24 protein-coding genes and 2 tRNA genes are annotated in these 21,207 nt (G+C 66.7%); 12 read left to right on the plus strand and 14 right to left on the minus strand.

All coding sequences use genetic code 11. The features are described 5' to 3' along the window. Position 1 precedes the first annotated feature (1 nt). From AC04ME_RS10360 to AC04ME_RS10370, 3 genes are read right to left on the minus strand one after another with little or no spacing between them, the layout of a single operon-like run. Positions 2 to 454 carry a GNAT family N-acetyltransferase gene (locus tag AC04ME_RS10360; protein ID WP_475434853.1) on the minus strand — a complete coding sequence of 151 codons (453 nt, stop codon included), beginning with the start codon at positions 452 to 454 and terminating at the stop codon, positions 2 to 4. A gap of 7 nt (positions 455 to 461) precedes the next feature. Continuing rightward, entirely contained in the window at positions 462 to 2,297 is a 1,836-nt protein-coding gene (locus AC04ME_RS10365; RefSeq protein ID WP_228385696.1) for a DEAD/DEAH box helicase, read from the minus strand. A 47-nt stretch (positions 2,298 to 2,344) separates the two neighbouring features. Then, complete coding sequence (locus AC04ME_RS10370; RefSeq protein WP_042536744.1) at positions 2,345 to 4,045, minus strand: long-chain-fatty-acid--CoA ligase; 1,701 nt, start codon at positions 4,043 to 4,045, stop codon at positions 2,345 to 2,347. A gap of 68 nt (positions 4,046 to 4,113) precedes the next feature. Here AC04ME_RS10370 and gatC point away from each other — a divergent pair, with 68 nt between their 5' ends. From gatC to AC04ME_RS10400, 6 genes are read left to right on the plus strand one after another with little or no spacing between them, the layout of a single operon-like run. Then, positions 4,114 to 4,413 carry an Asp-tRNA(Asn)/Glu-tRNA(Gln) amidotransferase subunit GatC gene (gene gatC, locus AC04ME_RS10375; RefSeq protein WP_042536743.1) on the plus strand — a complete coding sequence of 100 codons (300 nt, stop codon included), beginning with the start codon at positions 4,114 to 4,116 and terminating at the stop codon, positions 4,411 to 4,413. Next, on the plus strand, positions 4,410 to 5,927 hold the full coding sequence (gene gatA / locus AC04ME_RS10380; RefSeq protein ID WP_475434856.1) for an Asp-tRNA(Asn)/Glu-tRNA(Gln) amidotransferase subunit GatA: 1,518 nt from the start codon (positions 4,410 to 4,412) through the stop codon (positions 5,925 to 5,927). Before gatC ends, gatA begins: the two co-directional genes overlap by 4 nt. Next, complete coding sequence (gene gatB, locus AC04ME_RS10385; RefSeq protein WP_042536741.1) at positions 5,927 to 7,441, plus strand: Asp-tRNA(Asn)/Glu-tRNA(Gln) amidotransferase subunit GatB; 1,515 nt, start codon at positions 5,927 to 5,929, stop codon at positions 7,439 to 7,441. The genes gatA and gatB overlap by 1 nt, the downstream gene beginning before the upstream one ends. Positions 7,442 to 7,488: 47 nt before the next feature. Continuing rightward, a complete protein-coding gene (gene dinB, locus AC04ME_RS10390; RefSeq protein ID WP_042536740.1) occupies positions 7,489 to 8,745 on the plus strand; it encodes a DNA polymerase IV in 1,257 nt (418 codons plus the stop codon). Between the two features lie 37 nt (positions 8,746 to 8,782). Further along, complete coding sequence (locus tag AC04ME_RS10395; protein ID WP_042536738.1) at positions 8,783 to 9,100, plus strand: hypothetical protein; 318 nt, start codon at positions 8,783 to 8,785, stop codon at positions 9,098 to 9,100. Beyond that, positions 9,084 to 9,665 (plus strand): nucleoside/nucleotide kinase family protein, encoded by a 582-nt coding sequence (locus AC04ME_RS10400; RefSeq protein ID WP_042536736.1) that lies wholly within the window; start codon positions 9,084 to 9,086, stop codon positions 9,663 to 9,665. Before AC04ME_RS10395 ends, AC04ME_RS10400 begins: the two co-directional genes overlap by 17 nt. A 3-nt stretch (positions 9,666 to 9,668) precedes the next feature. Here the strand turns inward: AC04ME_RS10400 and AC04ME_RS10405 are convergent, their stop codons facing one another. The 6 genes from AC04ME_RS10405 to orn form a co-directional block, all read right to left on the minus strand. Continuing rightward, positions 9,669 to 10,160 (minus strand): DUF2017 family protein, encoded by a 492-nt coding sequence (locus AC04ME_RS10405; protein WP_475434859.1) that lies wholly within the window; start codon positions 10,158 to 10,160, stop codon positions 9,669 to 9,671. Then, positions 10,157 to 10,450, minus strand: a complete 294-nt coding sequence (gene clpS / locus AC04ME_RS10410) for an ATP-dependent Clp protease adapter ClpS (RefSeq protein WP_042536733.1) — start codon at positions 10,448 to 10,450, stop codon at positions 10,157 to 10,159. The genes AC04ME_RS10405 and clpS overlap by 4 nt, the downstream gene beginning before the upstream one ends. After that, a complete protein-coding gene (locus AC04ME_RS10415; RefSeq protein ID WP_475434861.1) occupies positions 10,447 to 10,794 on the minus strand; it encodes a metallopeptidase family protein in 348 nt (115 codons plus the stop codon). The genes clpS and AC04ME_RS10415 overlap by 4 nt, the downstream gene beginning before the upstream one ends. A gap of 36 nt (positions 10,795 to 10,830) precedes the next feature. After that, positions 10,831 to 11,460, minus strand: coding sequence for a LysE family transporter (locus AC04ME_RS10420; RefSeq protein WP_079112764.1), 630 nt, complete (start codon positions 11,458 to 11,460; stop codon positions 10,831 to 10,833). Positions 11,461 to 11,575: 115 nt separating this feature from the next. Next, positions 11,576 to 11,651 (minus strand) — tRNA-His (locus AC04ME_RS10425). 36 nt (positions 11,652 to 11,687) lie between these two features. Then, positions 11,688 to 12,314, minus strand: coding sequence for an oligoribonuclease (gene orn, locus AC04ME_RS10430; protein ID WP_042536728.1), 627 nt, complete (start codon positions 12,312 to 12,314; stop codon positions 11,688 to 11,690). Between the two features lie 59 nt (positions 12,315 to 12,373). Between orn and AC04ME_RS10435 the strand changes: the two genes are divergently transcribed. Further along, positions 12,374 to 12,446, plus strand: a tRNA-Arg gene (locus AC04ME_RS10435). A 23-nt stretch (positions 12,447 to 12,469) separates the two neighbouring features. On the opposite strand, the gene AC04ME_RS10440 is transcribed toward AC04ME_RS10435, so the two are convergent. Beyond that, complete coding sequence (locus tag AC04ME_RS10440; protein WP_052492803.1) at positions 12,470 to 12,739, minus strand: hypothetical protein; 270 nt, start codon at positions 12,737 to 12,739, stop codon at positions 12,470 to 12,472. Positions 12,740 to 12,943: 204 nt separating this feature from the next. On the opposite strand from AC04ME_RS10440, the gene AC04ME_RS10445 reads away from it, so the two are divergent. The 4 genes from AC04ME_RS10445 (at position 12,944) to AC04ME_RS10460 (ending at position 16,380) form a co-directional block, all read left to right on the plus strand. Next, on the plus strand, positions 12,944 to 13,486 hold the full coding sequence (locus AC04ME_RS10445; RefSeq protein WP_079112765.1) for a single-stranded DNA-binding protein: 543 nt from the start codon (positions 12,944 to 12,946) through the stop codon (positions 13,484 to 13,486). Positions 13,487 to 13,571: 85 nt separating this feature from the next. Next, positions 13,572 to 14,069, plus strand: a complete 498-nt coding sequence (locus AC04ME_RS10450; RefSeq protein WP_042536725.1) for a DUF6993 domain-containing protein — start codon at positions 13,572 to 13,574, stop codon at positions 14,067 to 14,069. 136 nt (positions 14,070 to 14,205) lie between these two features. Further along, positions 14,206 to 15,885, plus strand: a complete 1,680-nt coding sequence (ettA, locus tag AC04ME_RS10455) for an energy-dependent translational throttle protein EttA (protein ID WP_042536724.1) — start codon at positions 14,206 to 14,208, stop codon at positions 15,883 to 15,885. 6 nt (positions 15,886 to 15,891) lie between these two features. Beyond that, the gene (locus AC04ME_RS10460) at positions 15,892 to 16,380 is read left to right on the plus strand and encodes an acyl-CoA thioesterase (protein WP_475434864.1); all 489 of its coding nucleotides are present in this window, start codon (positions 15,892 to 15,894) and stop codon (positions 16,378 to 16,380) included. Between the two features lie 16 nt (positions 16,381 to 16,396). On the opposite strand, the gene AC04ME_RS10465 is transcribed toward AC04ME_RS10460, so the two are convergent. Then, on the minus strand, positions 16,397 to 17,284 hold the full coding sequence (locus tag AC04ME_RS10465) for an acyl-CoA thioesterase (protein WP_367820322.1): 888 nt from the start codon (positions 17,282 to 17,284) through the stop codon (positions 16,397 to 16,399). 51 nt (positions 17,285 to 17,335) lie between these two features. On the opposite strand from AC04ME_RS10465, the gene AC04ME_RS10470 reads away from it, so the two are divergent. Beyond that, positions 17,336 to 18,001, plus strand: a complete 666-nt coding sequence (locus AC04ME_RS10470) for a DUF8185 domain-containing protein (RefSeq protein WP_475434866.1) — start codon at positions 17,336 to 17,338, stop codon at positions 17,999 to 18,001. A 14-nt stretch (positions 18,002 to 18,015) separates the two neighbouring features. Here the strand turns inward: AC04ME_RS10470 and AC04ME_RS10475 are convergent, their stop codons facing one another. Genes AC04ME_RS10475 through AC04ME_RS10485 form a run of 3 tightly spaced genes read right to left on the minus strand, consistent with a single transcriptional unit; the run spans position 18,016 to position 21,190 of the window. Beyond that, entirely contained in the window at positions 18,016 to 19,674 is a 1,659-nt protein-coding gene (locus AC04ME_RS10475) for an FAD-binding dehydrogenase (RefSeq protein WP_475434868.1), read from the minus strand. Further along, the gene (locus AC04ME_RS10480) at positions 19,671 to 20,120 is read right to left on the minus strand and encodes a globin (RefSeq protein WP_042536716.1); all 450 of its coding nucleotides are present in this window, start codon (positions 20,118 to 20,120) and stop codon (positions 19,671 to 19,673) included. The genes AC04ME_RS10475 and AC04ME_RS10480 overlap by 4 nt, the downstream gene beginning before the upstream one ends. After that, positions 20,117 to 21,190 (minus strand): mechanosensitive ion channel family protein, encoded by a 1,074-nt coding sequence (locus AC04ME_RS10485; protein ID WP_475434869.1) that lies wholly within the window; start codon positions 21,188 to 21,190, stop codon positions 20,117 to 20,119. Before AC04ME_RS10485 ends, AC04ME_RS10480 begins: the two co-directional genes overlap by 4 nt. Positions 21,191 to 21,207 lie beyond the last annotated feature (17 nt).

Raw genomic sequence — 21,207 nt, forward strand, 5'->3', positions numbered from 1 at the left:
ACTATGCCTCGGCGATCCGCTGGAGCAGCTTCGGAGATCCGGTGAACCCGAGCCGCTGATAGACCGAAACCGCGCGCTCGCTCGAGTGCACGGTGACCCTGGAGGCGCCGGCTCTGTGCGCATGGGTGGCAGCTGCGTCGACGAGTGCGGCGCCCACGCCGCCCCCACGGTGCTCGGGCATCACGAAGACGCTCTGGATGTCTGCCGAGAGGCGGTTGTTCGCACCAGGGCTGGGCACGCGCGGGAGCAGCGCGACCCATGCGGCACCCACCGTCGTGTCCTCGGTGAGGGCCACGAACGCGAAGTGGGTGGCCCGATGGGCTTCCCACCACGCCCCGAGTGCGTCCACGAACGAGTCGAACTCCGCGGTGTCGGCGTCGTCGCCGGCTCTGTCAATCCACTTCAAGCGCGCCAGGCCCCGAACATCCTCGGGGCCTGCGCGCTCGATGTTCATTGGTCGATCAGTCCTTGTGCCGCGGCTTGCGGAACGGCTTCTCGCCGCGCTCATCGGAGCGGGCCGGACGGTCCTCGCGGTCGTAGCGGGGGCGGTCGAAGCCGCCTCGAGCGCCGGCGTCGCGCGGGCCGTCGTTGCGTCGGGCTGCCGGACCACGGTCGGGCTTGATCTCGATCAGTCGACCAGAGATGCGGGTGTCCCTGAGCTTGTCGAGCACCGAGGAGTCGAGGTTGGCGGGAAGCTCGACGACCGTGAAGTCCGGCCGGATGTTGATGGCGCCGAAATCGTCACGGCCGAGGCCGCCCTCGTTCGCGAGCGCACCGACGATCTGACGCGGCTCGACCCGGTGACGTCGACCGACCTCGATGCGGTAGGGCTTGTAGTCGCCCCGTCCACGGCGCTCGCGAGGCTCGCGGGGCTCCCGCTGATCGCGGGTGTTGCGTTCCCGCGGCGGACGGTTGTCGAACTCGACGGCCTTCGTCAGCGGGTCATCCGACGGGTCGAGCAGCAGCGGAGTGTCGCCCTGCGCGACGACCGCGAGCGCAGCGGCCACATCGGCTTCAGGCACATCATGGTTGCGCACGTAGTGGGCGATGATGTCACGGAACTTCTCGATCCGCGGGCTGTCGCCGAGCGCGGTCGTGATCGCATCGTCGAATCGCGCGAGACGCGTGGTGTTGACGTCGTCCATGCTGGGCAGCTGCATCTGCGTCGGCTGCTGGCGGGTCGCCTTCTCGATCGACTTGAGCAGGTAACGCTCGCGCGGGGTGATGAAGCTGATCGCGTCGCCCTTGCGACCGGCGCGTCCGGTGCGGCCGATGCGGTGCACGTAGGACTCGGTGTCGGTGGGGATGTCGAAGTTGATGACGTGGCTGATGCGCTCGACGTCGAGACCTCGAGCGGCGACGTCCGTCGCGACGAGGATGTCGAGCTTGCCGTCCTTGAGCTGGTTGACGCTGCGCTCACGTTGCACCTGCGCCACATCGCCGTTGATCGCAGCGGCCGAGTATCCACGGGCGCGCAGCTTCTCGGCGAGCGTCTCGGTCTCGTTCTTGGTGCGGACGAACACGATCATGCCGTCGAAGTTCTCGACCTCGAGGATGCGGGTCAGCGCATCGACCTTCTGCGCGTACGACACCACGAGGTAGCGCTGCGTGATGTTGGTGCCCGTTGCGGTCTTCGACTTGATGCTGATCTCTTCGGGATCGCGCAGGTACTTCTGCGCGAGGCGGCGGATCTGCGGGGGCATCGTCGCGGAGAACAGTGCGACCTGCTTCTCGACGGGCGTCTGAGCGAGGATCTGCTCGACATCTTCCGCAAAGCCCATCTTGAGCATCTCGTCGGCCTCGTCGAGCACCAGGTACTGCAGCTGCGAGAGGTCGAGAGTGCCCTTGGCGAGGTGGTCCATGATGCGGCCGGGCGTTCCGACGATCACGTGGACGCCGCGGCGCAGCGCGGAGAGCTGCACGCCGTAGGCCTGGCCGCCGTAGACCGGCAGCATGTGCACACCCTTCATCTTCGAGGCGTAGGACTCGAAGGCCTCGCAGACCTGCAGTGCGAGCTCGCGAGTCGGAGCGAGCACCAGCGCCTGCGGAGTCTTCTGCGAGACGTCGAGGCGCTCCAGGACGGGGAGCGCGAAGGCCGCGGTCTTTCCCGTTCCTGTCTGCGCCATGCCGACGACGTCGCGGCCCGACAGGAGAGTCGGGATCGTCGCGGCCTGGATGGGGGAGGGGGTCTCGTAGCCGAGGTCCTTGATCGCCTTGAGGACGGGGCCGGTGATGCCGAGCTCCTCGAATCCAGGGGTCTCGGGGGCGTCGGTGGGCACAGCGTCTTCAGGGGTCACTGATCAAGGGTAGCGCGTCCCGGGTTCCCGCGCCTGTGAGGGCGCCCTCAGGCACCGGAGGTCAGCGCCAGGAGCTTCTCCCTGACCTGCCGGCGCAGGACCTTGCCGATCAACGATTTCGGAAGCTCATCCACGACGAAGATGCGCCGGGGCACCTTGTAGGGGGTGAGGATGCTGCGCGCATACTCGCGGATCGCCTCGACGTCCACCTCGGTTCCGGAGTCGATGACGATCGCCGCGACCACCTCCTCGCCGGAGTGATCGCTCGGCAGGCCGACCACCGCGGCGTCGGCGACCTGCGGGTGCTGACGCAGTGCGTTCTCCACCTCCGTCGGTGCGACATTGAAGCCGCCGGTGATGATGAGTTCCTTGATGCGGTCGACGATTCTGATGAAGCCCGCATCGTCGACCGTCACGATGTCTCCGGTGCGGAACCAGCCGTCGACGAAGACGGCCTCGGTCTCCTCCGGCTTGCCGTAGTACCCGGAGAACACCTGTGGACCGCGCACGAGGAGTTCGCCCGCTGCGCCGGGTTCGACATCGACGGTCGGGTTGTCGGGATCGACCACCCGGCATTCGGTGCCGGGCAACGGAAGTCCCACTGTTCCGGGCACGCGGTTGTCTGCGACCGGATTCGCCATCAGAACGGGGGAGCATTCGCTGAGTCCGTATCCCTCGACGAGGAAGCCGTTCGTGGCAGCCTCGAACGGCACCACCAGCTCGTGAGGGAGCGCCATGGCGCCGGAGATCGCGACCTCGATCCCGTCGAGGGACACGCCCTCGGCGTTCGCCGCTGCGAGCAGTCGATCAGCGATCGGGGGCACAAGCGGAAGGAACGTCGCCGGGTGCTTCTTCATCACACCGAGCACGAGGTCCGGATCGAACTTCGGGAAGAGCACGAGTCGTGCTCCCATCGACATCGCAAACGTCAGACACAGCGTGAGGCCGTAAGCGTGGAACATCGGCAGCACCGCGTAGACGACGCAGCCCTTGCCACGCTGGATGGACGGCACCCACGCCTGCGACTGGGCGGCGTTCGCGAGCAGGTTCCCGTGCGTCAGCGCCGCACCCTTGGGGGTTCCCGTGGTGCCCGACGTGTACTGGATGATGGCGAGGTCGCCGGTGGCCGGCTTCGGGTGCGTCGCCGAGATCGGAGCCGACTGCACCAGCGAGTCCCAGGCGACGGTTCCCCGGACGCGCTCGGTGAGCGCCGCGCGCGACTCTCTCGCTTTCGCCACAGGCAGTCGCAGAGCCACGCGGGTCAGAAAGGGCATCGCCCGGGTGACGTCCACGGAGATGAGGTTCGTCACCGCGAGATCGGCCGGGAACTCCTGCACCGTCGATACGACCTTGTTCCAGACGATCGCGTGCTTCGCGCCGTGGTCCTCGAACTGCTTGCGGAGCTCGCGAGGCGTGTAGAGCGGGTTGTGCTCGACGACCACGGCGCCCAGACGGAGCACGGCGTAGAACGCCACGATGTGCTGCGGGCAGTTCGGCAGCACGATCGCGACCGGATCCCCTGCGCGCACGCCGAGATCGCGCAGACCCTCGGCGGCGCGGTCGATCGCATCCTGCAGTTGCGCATAGGTCGTCTCACGTCCGAAGAACTGCAGTGCAGGGGCGTCGGGGTAATCGCGAGCGGATGCCGCGACGATGTCGACCAGCGATCCCGAGACGGGGGCGAGGTCGTCGGGGACGCCTTCCGCATAGCTGGCGATCCACGGGCGGGGAGGCTGGTACGGGCTCACCCGCCCAGCATAGGACCGGCACCGCCCGTCTGCGGGGAGACGACGAGCACGGCAACTAGACTTGGGACGTGTCTGAAATCACCCCTGATCTTGTGCGCCATCTCGGCGTGCTCGCGCGCATCCAGCTCAACGACGACGAGGTGACCCGGCTGACGGGCCAGCTCGATGCCATCGTCGACAACATCGCGAAGGTGTCTGAGGTCGCAAGCCCCGACGTCGCCGCGACGAGTCACCCGATCCCGCTGAGCAACGTCTACCGTCCCGATGTGGTGGGCGAGACGCTCACGCACGAACAGGTGCTCCAGAACGCGCCGGACCAGGCCGATGGCCGGTTCCGCGTCACCGCGATCCTGGGAGAAGAACAGTGAGCGACATCATCCGGATGACCGCAGCCGAGCTTGCGGACAAGCTCGCCAGCCGCGAGATCTCCAGCGTCGAGGCGACGCGCGCACACCTCGACCGCATCGCCGCCGTCGACGGCGACGTCCATGCCTTCCTCCACGTGAACGAGGGCGCGCTCGATGCCGCCGCAGCTGTCGACGCGAGGCGGGCTGCGGGCGAGGAGCTCGGCCCGATCGCCGGTGTGCCGCTCGCCATCAAGGACGTGCTTGTCACGACCGACCAGCCGACCACCAGCGGCTCGCGGATCCTCGAGGGCTACCGCTCGCCGTACGACGCCACCGTCGTCGCTCGATCGCGCGCGGCAGGGCTGATCCCGCTCGGCAAGACCAACATGGACGAGTTCGCCATGGGGTCGTCCACCGAGCATTCCGCATACGGCCCCACCCGCAACCCGTGGGACCTCGATCGGATCCCCGGTGGCTCCGGCGGTGGATCGGCCGCGGCCGTCGCCGCCTTCGAGGCTCCGCTGGCGCTCGGCTCAGACACCGGTGGATCCATCCGTCAGCCCGCGCATGTGACCGGCACGGTCGGCGTCAAGCCCACCTACGGCGGTGTCAGCCGCTACGGCGCGATCGCACTCGCTTCCAGCCTCGACCAGGTCGGACCGGTGACGCGCACCGTGCTCGATGCAGGTCTGCTGCATGACGCGATCGGCGGTCACGACCCGAAGGACTCCACATCGCTGCGCGACGAGTGGCCTTCGTTCGCGGATGCCGCCCGTGAGGGCGCGCGCGGAGATGTGCTCAAAGGCCTCAGGGTCGGCGTCATCAGGGAATTGCCCGACAGCGGGTTCCAGCCGGGCGTCGCCGAGTCGTTCCGCAGCGCTCTCGCGCTCATGGAGGCTCAGGGTGCAGAGATCGTCGAGATCGGAGCGCCCCACTTCGAGTACGGCGTCGYCGCGTACTATCTGATCCTCCCCGCCGAGGCATCCAGCAACCTCGCGAAGTTCGACTCCGTGCGCTTCGGTCTCCGTGTGACTCCTGATGGCAACCCGACCGTCGAGGACGTCATGTCCGCGACGCGCGACGCCGGCTTCGGCGAAGAGGTCAAACGACGCATCATCCTCGGCACGTACGCACTGTCGGCGGGGTACTACGACGCCTACTACGGCAGTGCACAGAAGGTCCGCACGCTCATCCAGCAGGACTTCGCGAACGCCTTCGCGGAGGTGGACATCATCGCGACGCCGTCGGCACCGACCACCGCGTTCAAGATCGGCGAGAAGATCGACGATCCGCTGCAGATGTACCTCAACGACATCACGACGATCCCGGTCAACCTCGCCGGCGTCCCGGGCATCTCGATCCCGAGCGGCCTCGCGACAGAAGACGGACTGCCCGTCGGCATCCAGTTCATCGCACCGGCGAGGGAGGACGCGCGACTCTACAAGGTCGGCGCTGCGGTCGAGACGCTCCTCGTCGATTCGTGGGGAGCACCGCTCCTCACGCGTGCACCCCAGCTCGTGGGAGGGACCCGCTGATGGCCACTGCCAAGCTCATGGACTTCGACAAAGCGCTCGAGCTGTTCGAGCCCGTTCTCGGATTCGAGGTGCACGTCGAACTCAACACCAACACGAAGATGTTCTCGGACGCGCCGAACCCGGCGAACGAGGCCTATCACGCGGCTGCGCCGAACACGCTGATCGCCCCGGTCGACCTCGGTCTACCCGGATCGCTGCCCGTCGTGAACGAGACGGCGATTCGCTCATCGATCAGCCTCGGTCTTGCACTCGGCTGCTCGATCGCACCGTCGAGCCGGTTCGCGCGGAAGAACTACTTCTACCCCGACCTCGGCAAGAACTACCAGATCTCGCAGTACGACGAGCCGATCGCGTTCGAGGGTGAAGTCGAGGTCGAGCTCGAAGACGGAACCATCGTGCAGATCCCGATCGAGCGCGCGCACATGGAGGAGGACGCCGGCAAGCTCACCCACATGGGCGGCTCCACCGGACGCATCCAGGGCGCCGAGTACTCGCTGGTCGACTACAACCGCGCCGGTGTTCCGCTCGTCGAGATCGTCACGAAGGTCATCTTCGGCACTGAGCACCGTGCCCCTGAGGTCGCCAAGGCCTATGTCGCGACCATCCGTGACATCGTCCGCAGCCTCGGGATCTCCGAAGCCCGCCTGGAGCGCGGCAACCTCCGCTGCGACGCCAACATCTCGCTGCGCCCTCGCGGCCAGGAGAAGCTCGGCACGCGCACCGAGACGAAGAACGTCAACTCGATGCGGTCGGTCGAACGCGCCGTGCGTTACGAGATCCAGCGTCAGGCGCAGATCCTCGCCGACGGCGGCACGATCACTCAGGAGACCCGGCACTGGCACGAGGACACGGGCACGACCTCGCCCGGTCGTCCCAAGTCGGATGCCGATGACTACCGGTACTTCCCCGAGCCCGACCTGGTTCCGGTGGAGCCTGCGGCCGAGCTGATCGAGGAGCTCCGAGCGCAGCTGCCCGAACAGCCCGTGGCGCGTCGGCGCCGCCTGATGGGCGAGTGGGGGTTCACCGACCTGGAGTTCCAGGACGTGCGGAACGGCGGCCTGTTGGAGGTCGTCGAGGCGACGATCTCGGCCGGAGCGACTCCTGCCACGGCCCGCAAGTGGTGGACGGGCGAGATCAGCCGTCTCGCGAACACGCAGGAGAAGGATGCCACGGAGCTGATCTCTCCTGAGAACGTCGTGGCGCTGCAGAAGCTCGTCGACGCCGGGACCCTCACCGACAAGCTGGCCCGCCAGGTGCTCGAGGGAGTCATCGCCGGTGAGGGCACGCCGCAGGAGGTCGTCGACGGCCGCGGACTCGCCGTCGTCTCGGATGACGGAGCGCTGATCGCCGCGATCGACGAGGCCCTGGCAGCTCAGCCCGACGTTCTCGCGAAGATCAAGGACGGCAAGGTCCAGGCAGCCGGCGCCGTCATCGGCGCTGTGATGAAGGCTATGAAAGGCCAGGCCGACGCAGCCCGGGTCCGCGAACTCGTTCTCGAGCGCGCTGCGCAGTGATCGGATCCCCCGGACCTCATGTCTGAGGTCCGGGGGAGAATGGTCTCATGGGACACGGTGACGGCAGAGGGCGCATCGTCTCGTCAGCCGATGCCGACGACACCGGCACGAGCATCCTGCACGTCGACATGGATGCGTTCTACGCCGGTGTCGAGGTGCTCGATGATCCCAGCTTGCGCGGTCTCCCGCTGATCATCGGGTCACCCGACGGCCGATCGGTGGTGTCCAGCGCCTCCTACGAGGCGCGCCGCTACGGCGTGCGTGCGGCGATGCCGGTGTCTCAGGCGCTGCGCTTGTGCCCGTCGGCGCGCGTCGTTCCTCCGCACTTCCATCGCTACCAGGCGGTCTCACGTCAGGTGATGGCGATCTTCGAGTCGTTCACGCCGTTGGTCGAGCCGCTGTCGGTCGATGAGGCCTTCCTCGACGTGCGCGGCGTCCGACGGCTCTGGGGCAGCCCTGCACAGATCGCGCACCTCGTTCGGCAACGCGTCAGAGATGAGGTGGGCATCACCTGCAGTGTCGGCGTCGCAGCCACGAAGCATGTGGCGAAGATGGCCTCGACGATCTCGAAGCCCGATGGGATGCTCGTCGTCTCGGCATCCGACACGCAGGACTTCCTCGACCCGCGTCCGGTGCGCGCCATGTGGGGTGTGGGGCCGAAGGCGGCCGAGGCATTGGAGGGGCGCGGAATCCGCACGGTGCGCGACATCCGCACCTCGTCTCCGGCGATGCTCGACCGCGCCGTGGGGCCGGCTCTCAGCGCGCGACTCGCGGAGCTCGCTCGCGGCGAGGATCCCCGGGCAGTCGAGACGGAACGCGTCGAGAAGAGCGTCGGGCACGAGGAGACCTTCGACACCGACATCTCAGACAGGTCCTTCCTGAGAGCCGAGCTCCTGCGCCTCGCCGACCGCGTCGCAGCGCGCCTGCGGAAGGCGGAATGGGAGACGTCGACGGTCGCCATCAAGATCAGGTTCGACGACTTCCGCACCATCAGCCGTTCGCAGACGCTCCCGGAACCCACCGCGGTGGGCCAGCGCATCGGAGAGGCCGCCCAAGCGCTTTTCGACCAGATCGATCGACGGGATCCCGTGCGTCTGGTCGGAGTGCGCGCTGAGAAGCTGCGGCCGGCCGGCGGCGGCGGCTTCGGCCTCTGGGACGACGACGAGGACTGGAGGCGCGTCGAGGGCGCGGTCGACGATGCCGTCGCACGTTTCGGCACGGCCACGATCAGGCGAGCGAGACACATCGGGCGGGGCGACGGCCGTGGTGCTGCGCAACATCCCAGGGCGCACGGGCTCGATTGACCCTTCCCACGGCCGATTCCTGGGCTAGCGTGGAGCCATGCCCAACATTGCACTGGAACTCGGACAGCAGGCTGCCTCGTTCGGCGTGAAGAGCGCGTACGGCGAGCCGCAGGATATCGACGGCGTGAGCATCACTCCGGTGGCGTTCACCTACTCCGGCTTCGGCGGAGGAAGCGGTGACGGTGCCGAGGGCGGCGGAGGCGGAGGCGTGTCGGTCCCGGTCGGCGTCTACGTCCGTCGCGAGGAGGGGCTCCGGTTCGAGCCCAACATCGTGACGCTGCTCGTCGTCGCTGTGCCGTTCATCTGGGTGACCGGACGCGCTCTCTCTCGCATCATCCGTGCCCTCAAGAAGTAGTGACCCGGTCGCTGACGCCCTCGAGCGAGCTGCGGCCCTGATCGTCGACGACATCCACATGCTCGCGGCGGCGAACCCGGTCGTCCTGATCGACGGTCGCAGCGGAGCGGGGAAGACGACCCTCGCGCGCATGCTCGTCGAACGTTGGCCGATAGCAGGACGGGTGCAGCTCGTCGCACTGGATTCGATCTATCCGGGCTGGGACGGGCTCAGAGACGGAGTCGAACGCGCTCTGGACGGCATCCTCCGCCCGCACGGACGAGGGTATCTGGGCGAGTGGCGACGATGGGACTGGGGGAGCGGCAGCGAGGCCGAGATTCACGCGGTCGACCCGGCGCTCGGGGTGCTGATCGAAGGGAGCGGGATACTCACGCCCGACACGGCGGCGATTGCGGATGTGCGGGTCTGGGTCGAGTCCGCGGAGGTCGGTCGCAAGGCCCGAGCGCTGGCGCGCGATGGCGATACCTATCGTCCGCACTGGGATCGCTGGGCGCAGCAGGAAAGCGATCACATCGTGCGTGACGATCCGCGTGCGCTCGCGACCAGGGTCATCGAGGTGCCGTAGGTCTCAGAGGGGCTCGTCGGCCGCGTCGATCGTGAGTTCGAGGCGGTACCCCAGCCAGTCGTAGACGCCGAACCGCGGGTCGTCGGGGTCATGGTCATCGTCGCTCTCGATGCCGAGGCGCTCCGCGATCACGAGGCGCAATGCGGTGAGCGTGCGCAGCCATGCGTCGATGTCGGACGGAGGTATGTCGAGGTCGTGCTCCGCGAAGGCCTCGCTGTGTGACATCTCGGCGAGGTCACCGCGCATGCCTGCGAGTGCGGTGCGGACGATGTCCGCGTCCAGAGCGCGTCGGTCGAGCAGGTCTTCTCGCGTCGCATCCCGGAACGCGCGAGACGACTCCTCGTCCTCGGGGTAGGCATCGGGAACCAGGCGGCCGATCGCGGGATCCTCGGCGTCGCGGGTCGCTCCCACGAGATCGCGGAAGTCGTCGACCAGCTGCGCGAGCTGCGCGCCCTCGACCCGAGCCATACGTATCCGCACCATCGGCTCGCTCATCCTTTGGCCTTTCGGACGGTCGCCCACAGGCCGTAGTCGTGCATCGCCTGCGCGTGCACCTCCATCGTCTCTCGCGGCCCTGTCGCGACGATCGCCTGGCCGTCGTGGTGCACCTGTCGCATGAGCACCGTCGCGCGCTCCAGCGAGTAGCCGAAGTAGGTGCGGAAGACTCGCACGACGTAGCTCATCAGGTTGACAGGGTCGTTCCACACGACGACCTCCCATGGTTCGAGCGGAGCTGCCGAGAGATCGACCGACTCTTCGACGTCGGGCGTGGCGAGGGGGCTCATGCCCACCCCAGCGTGTGGAGCTGCTCGTCGTCGATGCCGTAGAAGTGCGCGATCTCGTGCACCAGGGTCGTGCGCACCTCGTCGCGCAGTTCGTCGTCCGTCTCGCACGCTGCCAGATGCGGCTCGCGGTAGACGACGATCCGGTCGGGGAGCTCGCCGGAGCCGTACTGCGTGCGCTCGGTCAGGGCCAGCCCGTCGTAGAGCCCGAGCAGGTCCAGGCTTCCGTCCTCCGGACGATCCTCGACGACGAACACCACGTTCTCCAGCCCGTCGACCATCTCGTCGGGCAGCCGATCGAGCTCGTCGATCACGAGTTCTTCGAAGTCCGCAGCATCCATTTCCATCAGGTCCAGCCTATTGCCGGGCGGGGGAGCGAAGCGTCAGTGGAGGAAGACGAGGAGACCGGCGACGGCGATGAAGAGGACACCGAAGACGCTGTTGAGCGTCCGCTGTCCGCGCGCTGATCGTGTGAGGCTTCGGAAAGGCCGTGCCGCGGTGGCGAAGAACCCCCACATCACCACGATGTCGACGATGATGACCGTGACGATGAGAGTGAGGTATTGAGGGAGCTGTGGCTGATCGAGGCGGATGAACTGCGGGATGAACGCGAGGAAGAACACGATCGCCTTCGGGTTGAGGAGATTCACCCAGAACCCGCGTCTGATCATCGACCAGTGGCCCTCGTAGAGGTCGACCGTGGTCCCCTCATCAGCGGCAGGAAGCTTCGGCTTGGTGAGGATCAGACGTATGCCGAGGAAGACCAGGTATGCCGCGCCGGCGTATCGGATCACGTTGAACAGCACCTCAGACTGCGACACGACGAGTCCGAGGCCTGCCGCCACGATCACGACATGAACGATGAGAGCGAGCTGCTGCCCGAGGATTCCCCAGATCGAACGGCGCCAGCCCTGGCTCAGCGCGTTCGACATCGTGTTGATGGCGCCGGCCCCCGGCGTGAAGCTGATAACCACGCAGGCGGTCAGAAGTGAGAACCACACGGCGAGCGACACCCCGCAATCCTACGGGGGCCTCACCGTGCGTCGATCACCGTGGTTCGGGCCCGGAGCAGGAAGCGCTTCGTGACGCAGAGAAGGTCCGAGCCTTTCGACTCGGACCYTCTCAGAGTGGGGTGAGTAACGGGACTCGAACCCGCGACATCCGGCACCACAAGCCAGCGCTCTACCAGCTGAGCTATACCCACCATGTGCCGATCGCGATCGGCAACCAGACGAGTCTATTACATGTTCGGAGTGAACTCTGACACCGTGCGTGCGGCGATGTCGCGAGCATCGTCACTCGAGGGCCCCGGTTCGTCGACGAAGACCGCCTCGCGGTAGTACCGCAGCTCGCGAATGGACTCGAGGATGTCGGCGAGGGCGCGGTGTCCGCCGTCCTTCGCCGGCGCCTGGAAGAACACCCGCGGGTACCACCGCCGCGAGAGCTCTTTGATGCTCGAGACATCGACGTTGCGATAGTGGAGCCACTGATCGACCTGACTCATGTACTTGGCCAGGAACATCCGGTCTGTGCCGATGGTGTTGCCGGCGAGAGGAGCCTTGCGCTCGACCGGAGCGAATCGCTTGATGTAGGCGAGGGTCTGCGCCTCGGCCTCGGCCAACGATACGCCGTGGGGGATCTCGTTGATCAACCCCGACGTCTCGTGCATCTTCGTCACGAAGTCATTCATGTTCTCGAGTGCCGCGTCGCTCGGGCGGATGACGACCTGGAAGCCGGGGTCCACCGGACGGAGCTCGAAATCAGTGACGACGACGGCGATCTCGACGAGTTCGTCGACGGCCAGATCGAGACCGGTCATCTCACAATCGATCCATACGAGGCGGTCATTCTCTGAGGCAGATACCATTTCGCCATCCTATCGACGGCTCCGACATCCGAGTCTGGCGCGGTACGGTAGATGTGTGCGCCTCCGTAGCTCAGGGGATAGAGCAGGAGCCTTCTAATCTCTTGGTCGCAGGTTCGAATCCTGCCGGGGGCACGATCGCCTGAGCCGGGCAGTGCTCATCCGTTGCGGAGAGCGGCGACCGCGTCATCCGCGCTCCAGAAGTCGCCGACGAGTCGGAACGACGCCGTGGCGAGGTGCAGGCGCTCCGCCCGGTAGCGAACCCCGAGTGGATCCGGGATGAGGCGCAGGTGCCCGAGGACCCTCTCTCGCGCGTCGTGAACCCGCCACAGGTGGGCTGACGCGCGCACGAGATGCTCCTTCTTGGTCGACAGCTGCGGTGTCGCGTAGGGAACCTCGGGCGTGGACGTGATCAGGGTTGCAGACATCGAATCTCCTTTCATGATTCGAACGTATGACCGACCACCGACATTGCTGGCCAGACGTGACGACTGCCGGCGACGGAGTGGTTCTGCACATTCGCGCGCCGCTCCGAGTTGTTCAGGATGCCCGTGTTCTCGGCATCGGCGAGGTGGAGAGAGGGCGCACTCTGAAGTGATCCGGACGCACGCTCCGGGCACAGAGGAGAGAACATGCATGACACAGTGACCATCGTCGGCAACGTCGCCACCGATCCCACTCAGGGGCGAACGACAGGTGGAGTTCCCGTCACGAACTTCCGACTCGCGAGCACGCACCGACGATTCGATGATGCGACCCAGACGTGGGTCGATGTGACGACGAACTGGTACTCGGTCGCGGCTTTCCGTCAGCTGGGCGAACATGCGAAGGCCTCTCTGCGGTCCGGTGACAGCGTGATCGTCACGGGGAGGATGAAGATTCGCGCCTGGGAGAACAACGGCAAGCAGGGCACGAGCGTCGACATCGACGCCGATGCGATCGGCCACGATCTCCGATGGGGGACGACGGCGTATCGCCGCAGCGCGCGATCGGGGGTCGATGCCCCATCCAGAACCGCTGCGACATCGGATCCGCACGATGACCCCGAGCAGCCTGCGCACTCGCGTGGTGACGGTCCGGACATCGACACGTCGTGGGCGGCGAAGGACGGCGCGCTCTTGGGCACCGAAGACGGCCTCGCGGATTCTGCTGCCGCAGGGGCGAGCACGCTCTGAGATTCCTGGCCGATCGACGCCGGCGCACATGGCAGCCGTGAGCGCGCTCGGGCGCTGCGGGGGAGGACGCCCTTAGACTCAGTTCGTGCTTCGACGACCGGACTCCTCCGCATCGCGTGCGGCGATCGCGACCGGCGTCGCCACGACGCTGGCGCTGCTGCTGACCTCATGCGGTGCGCCCGCAACGCCCACACCGAAGCCGACGGATGCCGGAGTGAGCCCCAGTCCGTCGGCGTCTCCTTCGGGTTCCGCGTACGTTCCGGACGGCACCGCCGATGACAACCTGCCGCTCTTCGCGGCCGTGACCGCCGCGGTGTGGGCGTCAGACCAGAAGGTGTCGGGTCGTGCCTACATCGACGCCCTGATCGCCGCCGGGTTCGACCGCGCAGCCATGCAGGTCACACAGGACGTCTCGACCGTCGGCAACCCGGTGGAGAGCCTCATGTTCGCCGTGCGGTGGGGAGACACGGAGTGCCTCATAGGGCAGGTGGGCCCGTCGACGGGCGAGCCCGTCACGGTCGTCATGCCGCAACTGGCCGAGGGACGTTGTCTCGTCGGGACGACGCGAGCGATCGACTGGTAACCCGCCACGTGCGTGGCACGTGCGGCACCGCGCGCAACCGCGTCGTGGAGCTGGCATCCGGCTTCGGTAGCGGCCCCCGAGATCGCCGGTAGGCTGGAGTGTCGATCTTCGACGCCAACAGAAGGAGCGGTTTTCGGTGGCTGAGTACATCTACTCGATGGTTCGTGCACGTAAGGCGGTGGGTGAGAAGCTCATCCTCGATGACGTCACGATGGCGTTCCTCCCCGGTGCCAAGATCGGCATGGTGGGTCCCAACGGCGCCGGTAAGTCGACGATCCTCAAGATCATGGCCGGCATGGACACGCCGTCGAACGGCGAGGCGAAGCTGTCTCCCGGTTTCTCGGTCGGAATCCTGATGCAGGAGCCGGAGCTCGACGAGACCAAGACGGTGATCGAGAACATCCAGGACGGCATCGCCATCAAGGCGAAGGTCGATCGGTTCAACGAGATCTCCATGCTGATGGCAGATCCCGATGCCGACTTCGACTCCCTGCTCTCCGAGATGGGAACCCTGCAGGAGGAGATCGACGCGGCGGACGGCTGGGACCTCGATTCGCAGCTCGAACAGGCCATGGACGCCCTGCGCACGCCTCCCGGAGACGCGGCGATCGCTCCGCTCTCCGGAGGTGAGAAGCGACGCGTCGCACTCGCGAAGCTGCTCCTGCAGAAGCCCGATCTGCTCCTGCTCGACGAGCCGACCAACCACCTCGACGCGGAAAGTGTGCTGTGGCTCGAGCAGCACCTTCAGGCATACAAGGGCGCGGTCATCGCCATCACTCACGACCGGTACTTCCTCGACCACGTCGCCGAATGGATCGCCGAGGTCGACCGTGGCCGCCTGATCGGCTACGAGGGCAACTACTCGACCTACCTGGAGAAGAAGGGCGAACGCCTCGAGGTCCAGGGCAAGAAGGACGCGAAGCTCGCCAAGCGCCTCAAGGAGGAGCTGGAGTGGGTCAGGTCCAGCGCAAAGGGCCGTCAGACGAAGTCGAAGGCGCGACTCGCGCGGTACGAGGAGATGGCGACAGAGGCCGAACGCACGAGGAAGCTGGACTTCGAGGAGATCTCGATTCCTGCGGGACCGCGTCTCGGAAGCATCGTGATCGATGCGAAGAAGCTCCAGAAGGGCTTCGACGGCCGGGTGCTCATCGATGGGCTCAGCTTCAACCTCCCGCCGAACGGCATCGTCGGTGTGATCGGCCCCAACGGTGTCGGTAAGACGACCCTGTTCAAGACGATCGTCGGCCTGGAGCCGCTCGACGGCGGAGACCTCAAGATCGGCGAGACGGTCAAGATCAGCTACGTCGACCAGTCGCGCTCGAACATCGACCCCGACAAGACGCTGTGGGAGGTCGTGTCCGACGGTCTCGACGTCATCACGGTGGGCAAGACGGAGATCCCCTCACGCGCGTACGTCTCGAAGTTCGGTTTCAAGGGCCCGGACCAGCAGAAGAAGGCAGGCGTACTCTCCGGTGGTGAGCGCAACCGTCTGAACCTGGCCCTCACGCTCAAGGAGGGCGGCAACCTTCTCCTGCTCGACGAGCCGACCAACGACCTGGACGTCGAGACGCTGAGTTCTCTCGAGAACGCGCTTCTCGAGTTCCCGGGCTGCGCAGTGGTCATCACTCACGACCGGTGGTTCCTCGACCGCATCGCGACCCACATCCTCGCGTACGAGGGCACCGACGAGAAGCCCGCTCAGTGGTACTGGTTCGAGGGCAACTTCGAGTCCTACGAGGAGAACAAGGTCCAGCGCCTCGGCGCCGACGCGGCCAAGCCGCACCGGTCGACGCACCGCAAGCTCACGCGCGACTGATCGCCGATGTCCGACCTGACACCGGGGCCCCGGCTGCACATCCCGATCCACCTCCGCTGGGGCGATCTGGACGCATTCAATCACGTCAACAACACCTCGATGCTGAAGCTCCTCGAGGAGGCGCGCGTACGCGCGTTCTGGCGTGCGGGTCCCGGTGAGCAGGCACCATCGACCGCTGTGCTCGATTCAGGCATCGACGAGGGCACGCTGACGCTCATCGCGCGGCAGGAGATCGAGTACCTCGCTCCGGTGCCGTACCAGCGTCGACCTCTCGAAGTGCAGATGTGGTTCAGCAAGCTCGGCGGCTCCAGCGTCGAGGTCTGCTACGAGGTGCACAACGACCCCGCAGCCGAGCCCCGCACGATCTATGCGCGGTCGACCGCGATCATCGTGCTCGTCGACGCCAAGTCGGGCCGTCCCACACGGCTCACGCAGGAGATGCGCGACGCGTGGGAACCGTACGTCGGCCCCTCCATCGAGTACACCCACCGCTGAGCCGAAAGGCGCGGCATCAGGCCGGGGACGGCACCCTGACCATGATCTCCTGGGCGACAGAGGCGACCAGATCGCCCGACTGCGTGTAGATGCGTCCCTGAGCGAGGCCACGGCCCCCGCGGGCGTTGGGCGATTCCTGCAGGTAGAGCAGCCACTCGTCGACGCGCGCAGGCCGGTGCCACCACATCGCATGGTCGAGGCTCGCCACCTTCAGCCCCGGAAGCCCCCAGTACACGCCGTGGGCGCGAAGGATCGATTCCTGGATCGTCATATCGCTGAGATACGCGAGAGCCGCCCGGTGAATGCGCTGGTCGTCGGGAAGCGGTGCCTTCATGCGCATCCAGACGCCCTGCTGAGGAACGCGGGAATCCTCGCTCGGCAGGAACATCGGCGAGTCGATGTGGCGCACGTCAGCAGCGCGATCGCTGAGCATCCGAACAACGCCGGGCGGCAGCCCGTCGACGCGCTGCTCGTCGGGCAGCAGCGAGTCCGGACCCGGAATTCCTTCAGGCATGGGAACCGCGTGCTCGATGCCCGGATCGTCGTCCTGGAAGGAGGCGATCATGGAGAAGATCGGCACACCGTTCTGATACGCCTGCGAACGACGGGTGGAGAAGGATCGGCCGTCGTGGATGCGGTCGACGGCGATCGTGATGCCCTGGCTTGCGTCGCCCGGCCGCAGAAAGTACCCGTGCATGGAGTGCACCGCACGATCCTCGGGGAGCGTCCGTTCCGCGGCGAGGAGGCTCTGAGCGAGCACTTGACCACCGTAGATCCGCCCGGACGGCATCGGATGCGAAGATCCGGTGAAGATGTCCTCGGTGGTGCGGGCCTGAGTGGAATCGAGGTCCAGTACGTCGAGGAGTTGTTCGACGGTGCGAATCGCGTGGGCGTCGGCGGTCATGAGTTCCTTCCCGCGACGGCGGATGCCGCTGGCGTTGCTAGTTTAGAGGGTGTGCCCCACCAGCTTCTTCTTGCAGACGCCGAGACCGCGAAGGACGTACTGACCTTCCTCGGGCGAGCGACCCGAATCTCCGATGAGGGGGTTCGGCTGCAGGCGGCCGGAGGTGTTCTCGCGCTCACAGGAGCCGCTCTAGCGCCCCACGGTCTGTTCGATCAGACCCCGACAGTGCTGGCGATGCGCGTCGTGCAGGCGGATCCTGAGCTCCAGTGCGATGTCGTCGTCTCCTCGCTCACCGCGACAGACGATGACAGCGCGCTGACCCTGCCGGAGACAGGGCTCTCACCCGCGTGGGCCGGAGTCGCTCCACCGCGCGGCCACTGGCAGCCGACGTCGACCCTGGCGGCATCCGTCATCGCTCGACGCGCGCAGTGGGGGATCAGCGCAGTTGCGCGCGGAGCGACGCCCGGGTCCGGGGAGGAAGCCGTCAGAGCGCTTCGTGCAGCCATCTGGGGGGAGCCCGACGAGGATCTCGGCGGCCTGCCTCGCGGAGTCGCATTCGCGGCCGACGCGTTCGGCTTCATCTCCGGTGAGGAAGACGTTCCGGTGATGCAGTCGGGGCGGTGGACTCGACTCGCCTTCCGGCGTGGTCACGTTCTCGCTCGAGGACCCGTCGCGACCGGTCTCACGGCGGTCAGGGGCACCGGCTCCGCCCAGTAGCGCGACACACGAGCTCAGCGGGCGGCTGCGCGCCCGGCCTGGCGTCCCGAGAAGAGACACCCACCGAGGAACGTGCCCTCGAGCGCCCGGTAACCGTGCACACCGCCGCCCCCGAATCCGCTCGCCTCGCCGGCGGCATACAGGCCGGCGATCGGTTCGCCGTCGGCTCCGAGAGCGCGGCCGTCGAGATCGGTGTTGATCCCGCCGAGTGACTTCCTGGTGAGAACGTGCAGCTTGACGGCGACGAGAGGGCCGGCTGCCGGGTCCTGAAGACGATGCGGAGCTGCGGTGCGGATCAGCTTGTCGCCACGGTAGCCGCGCATCGAACGCAGCATGCCGATCTGGGCGTCCTTCGTGAACTCGTTCTCCATCTCGAGGTCACGCGCGATCACCTCTCGTCGCACATGATCGATGTCGAGTGACTCTCCGCCGGGGTGCCGCTGCATCTGCTCGAGCAGCGATTCGAGGTCGTTCTCGACGATGAAGTCCTCTCCCTCGTCGAGGAACGCCTGCACCGGCCCCGTCGGGCCCTTGGCGAGTCGGGACTTCACGAGGAGCCCGACATCCTTGCCGGTGAGATCGGGGTTCTGTTCGCTTCCGGAGAGGGCGAACTCCTTCTCGACGATCTGGCGAGAGGTGACGAACCACGAGTGGTCGTGGCCGGTGCTGCGGAGGTGGGCGAGTGTGCCCAGCGTGTCGAAGCCCGGGAAGAGCGGCACGGGCAGTCTCTTGCCCGTCGCGTCCAGCCACAGCGAAGACGGGCCGGGGAGGATGCGGATGCCGTGCGACGGCCACACGGGGTTCCAATTCGTGATTCCCTCGACGTAGTGCCACATGCGGTCGCCGTTGACGAGACGCGCACCGGCAGACTCCGAGACGGCGTGCATCGATCCGTCCACATATGCGGGCACTCCCGTGAGCATGTGCTCAGGAGGCGCGCCCAAGGTTGCCGGCCAGGCAGCGCGCACGAGGTCGTGATTTCCTCCGATACCGCCGGAGGAGACGATCGTGGCGCCCGCGCTGATCTCGAAGTCGCCGATCGCGCGCCGCGTCGATTCGACGCCGCGAGCGGCGGGGCTCGACTCCAGGATCGTGCCGCGCGCGCCGGTGACGGCTCCGTCGGTGGTGATCAGCTCCGTCACGCGATGGCGGGGGAGGATCGTGATCCGTCCCTCGCGTTCGCCCTGCTCGACCGCGGCGGCGAACGGCGCGACGACACCCGGCCCGGTGCCCCAGGTGATGTGGAATCGAGGGACGGAGTTGCCGGGACCGAGCGCACCGTAGCCTCCGCGTTCGGCCCAGCCGACCACCGGGAAGAAACCCACTCCGCGTTCGCGCAACCACGAGCGCTTCTCTCCGGCCGCGAACTGCAGATAGGCCTCGGCCCACCGACGCGGCCAGTGATCCTCGGGGCGGTCGAACGATGCGGTCCCGAACCAGTCCTGCGTGGCGAGGGCCAGCGAATCGCGAATGCCCATCCGCCTCTGCTCGGGAGAGTCGATGAAGAACAGGCCGCCGAACGACCACCATGCCTGCCCGCCGAGGTTGGTGCGCGGCTCCTGGTCGACCAGGATCACACGACGACCGGCATCCAGCGCCTCACCCGCTGCGACAAGACCGGCGAGCCCCCATCCGATGACCAGTACGTCTGCAGACAGGGGCGTGTTCGTCATGTGCTCTCCGTTGATTCCTGACGTGATCTCGTCTCGAGCGTGGGGCGCCCGGCCGAGGGTGCGCCGATGCCGGACGGCTCGAATGTGTTCACCATGGCATACGCGGCGCGTTCGAGGTAGTCCCACAGCGTCGATTCGTGGAGTGGCGACAATTGCGCCTCGTCCAAAGCCGTTCGCATGTGCCGGAGCCACCTGTCACGAGCGTCGGGGTCGACGTGGAACGGCATATGACGCATCCGCAGGCGTGGGTGTCCGCGCGTCTCCCCATAGGTCGTGGGGCCACCCCAGTACTGCTCCAGGAACATCAGCAGTCGCTCCTCGGCAGGGCCGAGATCCTCTTCGGGGTACATCGGCTTCAGGACCGGGTCCAGGGCGACCTCGCGATAGAAGACCGACACGATCTTCGCGAAGGTGTCGTGCCCGCCGACCTCGTCGTAGAACGTCACTTCTGGGAGCTCCCGTCATCGTTCGTCTTCTTGCGCCGCCAGATTCCACGATCCGGGATGACGGGAACGCCGGTGACGGCGTTCGGACGTGTCTTGGGGGGATTGGCACCCCGAACGCGACGGGCGCCCTCGAGCCCGGTGGGGACGACGGTGGTCATGCTCGGGAGGAGGATCTCGTTCTCGAGCATCGCGGCCCGTAGGCGCTTACGCAGCTCCTGCGCGACGTCGTCCTTGGCGTTGGCACGAGCCTTGATGACGAGCCGCACGACGAGGGCGTCGCCGTCGATCGACTCGAGGCCCCAGAGCTCGGGCTTCTCGATGATGCGGGTGCGCCACTTCGGATCCTTCGCGAGAGCCTGAGCCGTGTCGAGCATGATCTGCTCGACCTTCTCGAGATCGGCGTCCACCGGCACGCCGAGATCGATGATCGCCCTGGCCCAGCCCTGCGACATGTTGCCGATGCGAAGCACCTCGCCGTTGCGGACGTACCAGAGCGTGCCGTTCACGTCGCGCACCTGCGTGATGCGCACGCTCACGTATTCGACCACGCCCGAGGCGAGGCCGAGATCGACGACATCGCCGATTCCGATCTGGTCCTCCGCCACGATGAGCATGCCGTTGAGCACGTCCTTGACGATGTTCTGAGCGCCGAAACCGAGACCGGCGCCCACAGCAGCAGTGAGGAGTGTCAGCGAGCCCAGGAGCGTCGGCGCGAGGTGATTGACCACGAGCACGATCGCGATGACCACCAGCATCACGTTGACGATGTTCTGCAGGATGGTGCCGAGAGTCCGCGTGCGTTGCACGAGACGCATGTCAGCGAGCGGCGAGCGTTCCAATGCCTGAGTGTCGTCGACGGCCGCTTTGTTCTTCGCGCTGTCGACGATGCGATGCACGACGCGGCGGATGACCACGCGGAGCAAGAGAGCGATGAGAACGCAGCCGGCGATGATCGCGACCACTCCGAGCGCCTGCAGGCCCACATCGCGCAGCACCGTGACGACGTCCATCCACCAGGAGGGGAGAACGGTCTCTGCGGGGTCGGGCGTCGTGTCGAATGGCTGCATCATCCCCTCCAGAGTAGCGA

Source organism: Microbacterium sp. LjRoot205, assembly GCF_056175745.1.

Excerpts from the sequence above, each read along its gene's own strand:
- AC04ME_RS10415 (WP_475434861.1), bottom strand. The coding sequence starts at position 10,794 with ATGGAAATGGATGCTGCGGACTTCGAAGAACTCGTGATCGACGAGCTC.
- AC04ME_RS10395 (WP_042536738.1), top strand. The coding sequence starts at position 8,783 with ATGCCCAACATTGCACTGGAACTCGGACAGCAGGCTGCCTCGTTCGGC.
- AC04ME_RS10485 (WP_475434869.1), bottom strand. The coding sequence starts at position 21,190 with ATGATGCAGCCATTCGACACGACGCCCGACCCCGCAGAGACCGTTCTC.
- AC04ME_RS10465 (WP_367820322.1), bottom strand. The coding sequence starts at position 17,284 with ATGACCGCCGACGCCCACGCGATTCGCACCGTCGAACAACTCCTCGAC.
- clpS (WP_042536733.1), bottom strand. The coding sequence starts at position 10,450 with ATGAGCCCCCTCGCCACGCCCGACGTCGAAGAGTCGGTCGATCTCTCG.
- AC04ME_RS10475 (WP_475434868.1), bottom strand. The coding sequence starts at position 19,674 with ATGACGAACACGCCCCTGTCTGCAGACGTACTGGTCATCGGATGGGGG.
- AC04ME_RS10440 (WP_052492803.1), bottom strand. The coding sequence starts at position 12,739 with ATGTCTGCAACCCTGATCACGTCCACGCCCGAGGTTCCCTACGCGACA.
- gatB (WP_042536741.1), top strand. The coding sequence starts at position 5,927 with ATGGCCACTGCCAAGCTCATGGACTTCGACAAAGCGCTCGAGCTGTTC.
- AC04ME_RS10360 (WP_475434853.1), bottom strand. The coding sequence starts at position 454 with ATGAACATCGAGCGCGCAGGCCCCGAGGATGTTCGGGGCCTGGCGCGC.
- dinB (WP_042536740.1), top strand. The coding sequence starts at position 7,489 with ATGGGACACGGTGACGGCAGAGGGCGCATCGTCTCGTCAGCCGATGCC.
- orn (WP_042536728.1), bottom strand. The coding sequence starts at position 12,314 with ATGGTATCTGCCTCAGAGAATGACCGCCTCGTATGGATCGATTGTGAG.
- AC04ME_RS10460 (WP_475434864.1), top strand. The coding sequence starts at position 15,892 with ATGTCCGACCTGACACCGGGGCCCCGGCTGCACATCCCGATCCACCTC.
- AC04ME_RS10445 (WP_079112765.1), top strand. The coding sequence starts at position 12,944 with ATGCATGACACAGTGACCATCGTCGGCAACGTCGCCACCGATCCCACT.
- AC04ME_RS10405 (WP_475434859.1), bottom strand. The coding sequence starts at position 10,160 with ATGAGCGAGCCGATGGTGCGGATACGTATGGCTCGGGTCGAGGGCGCG.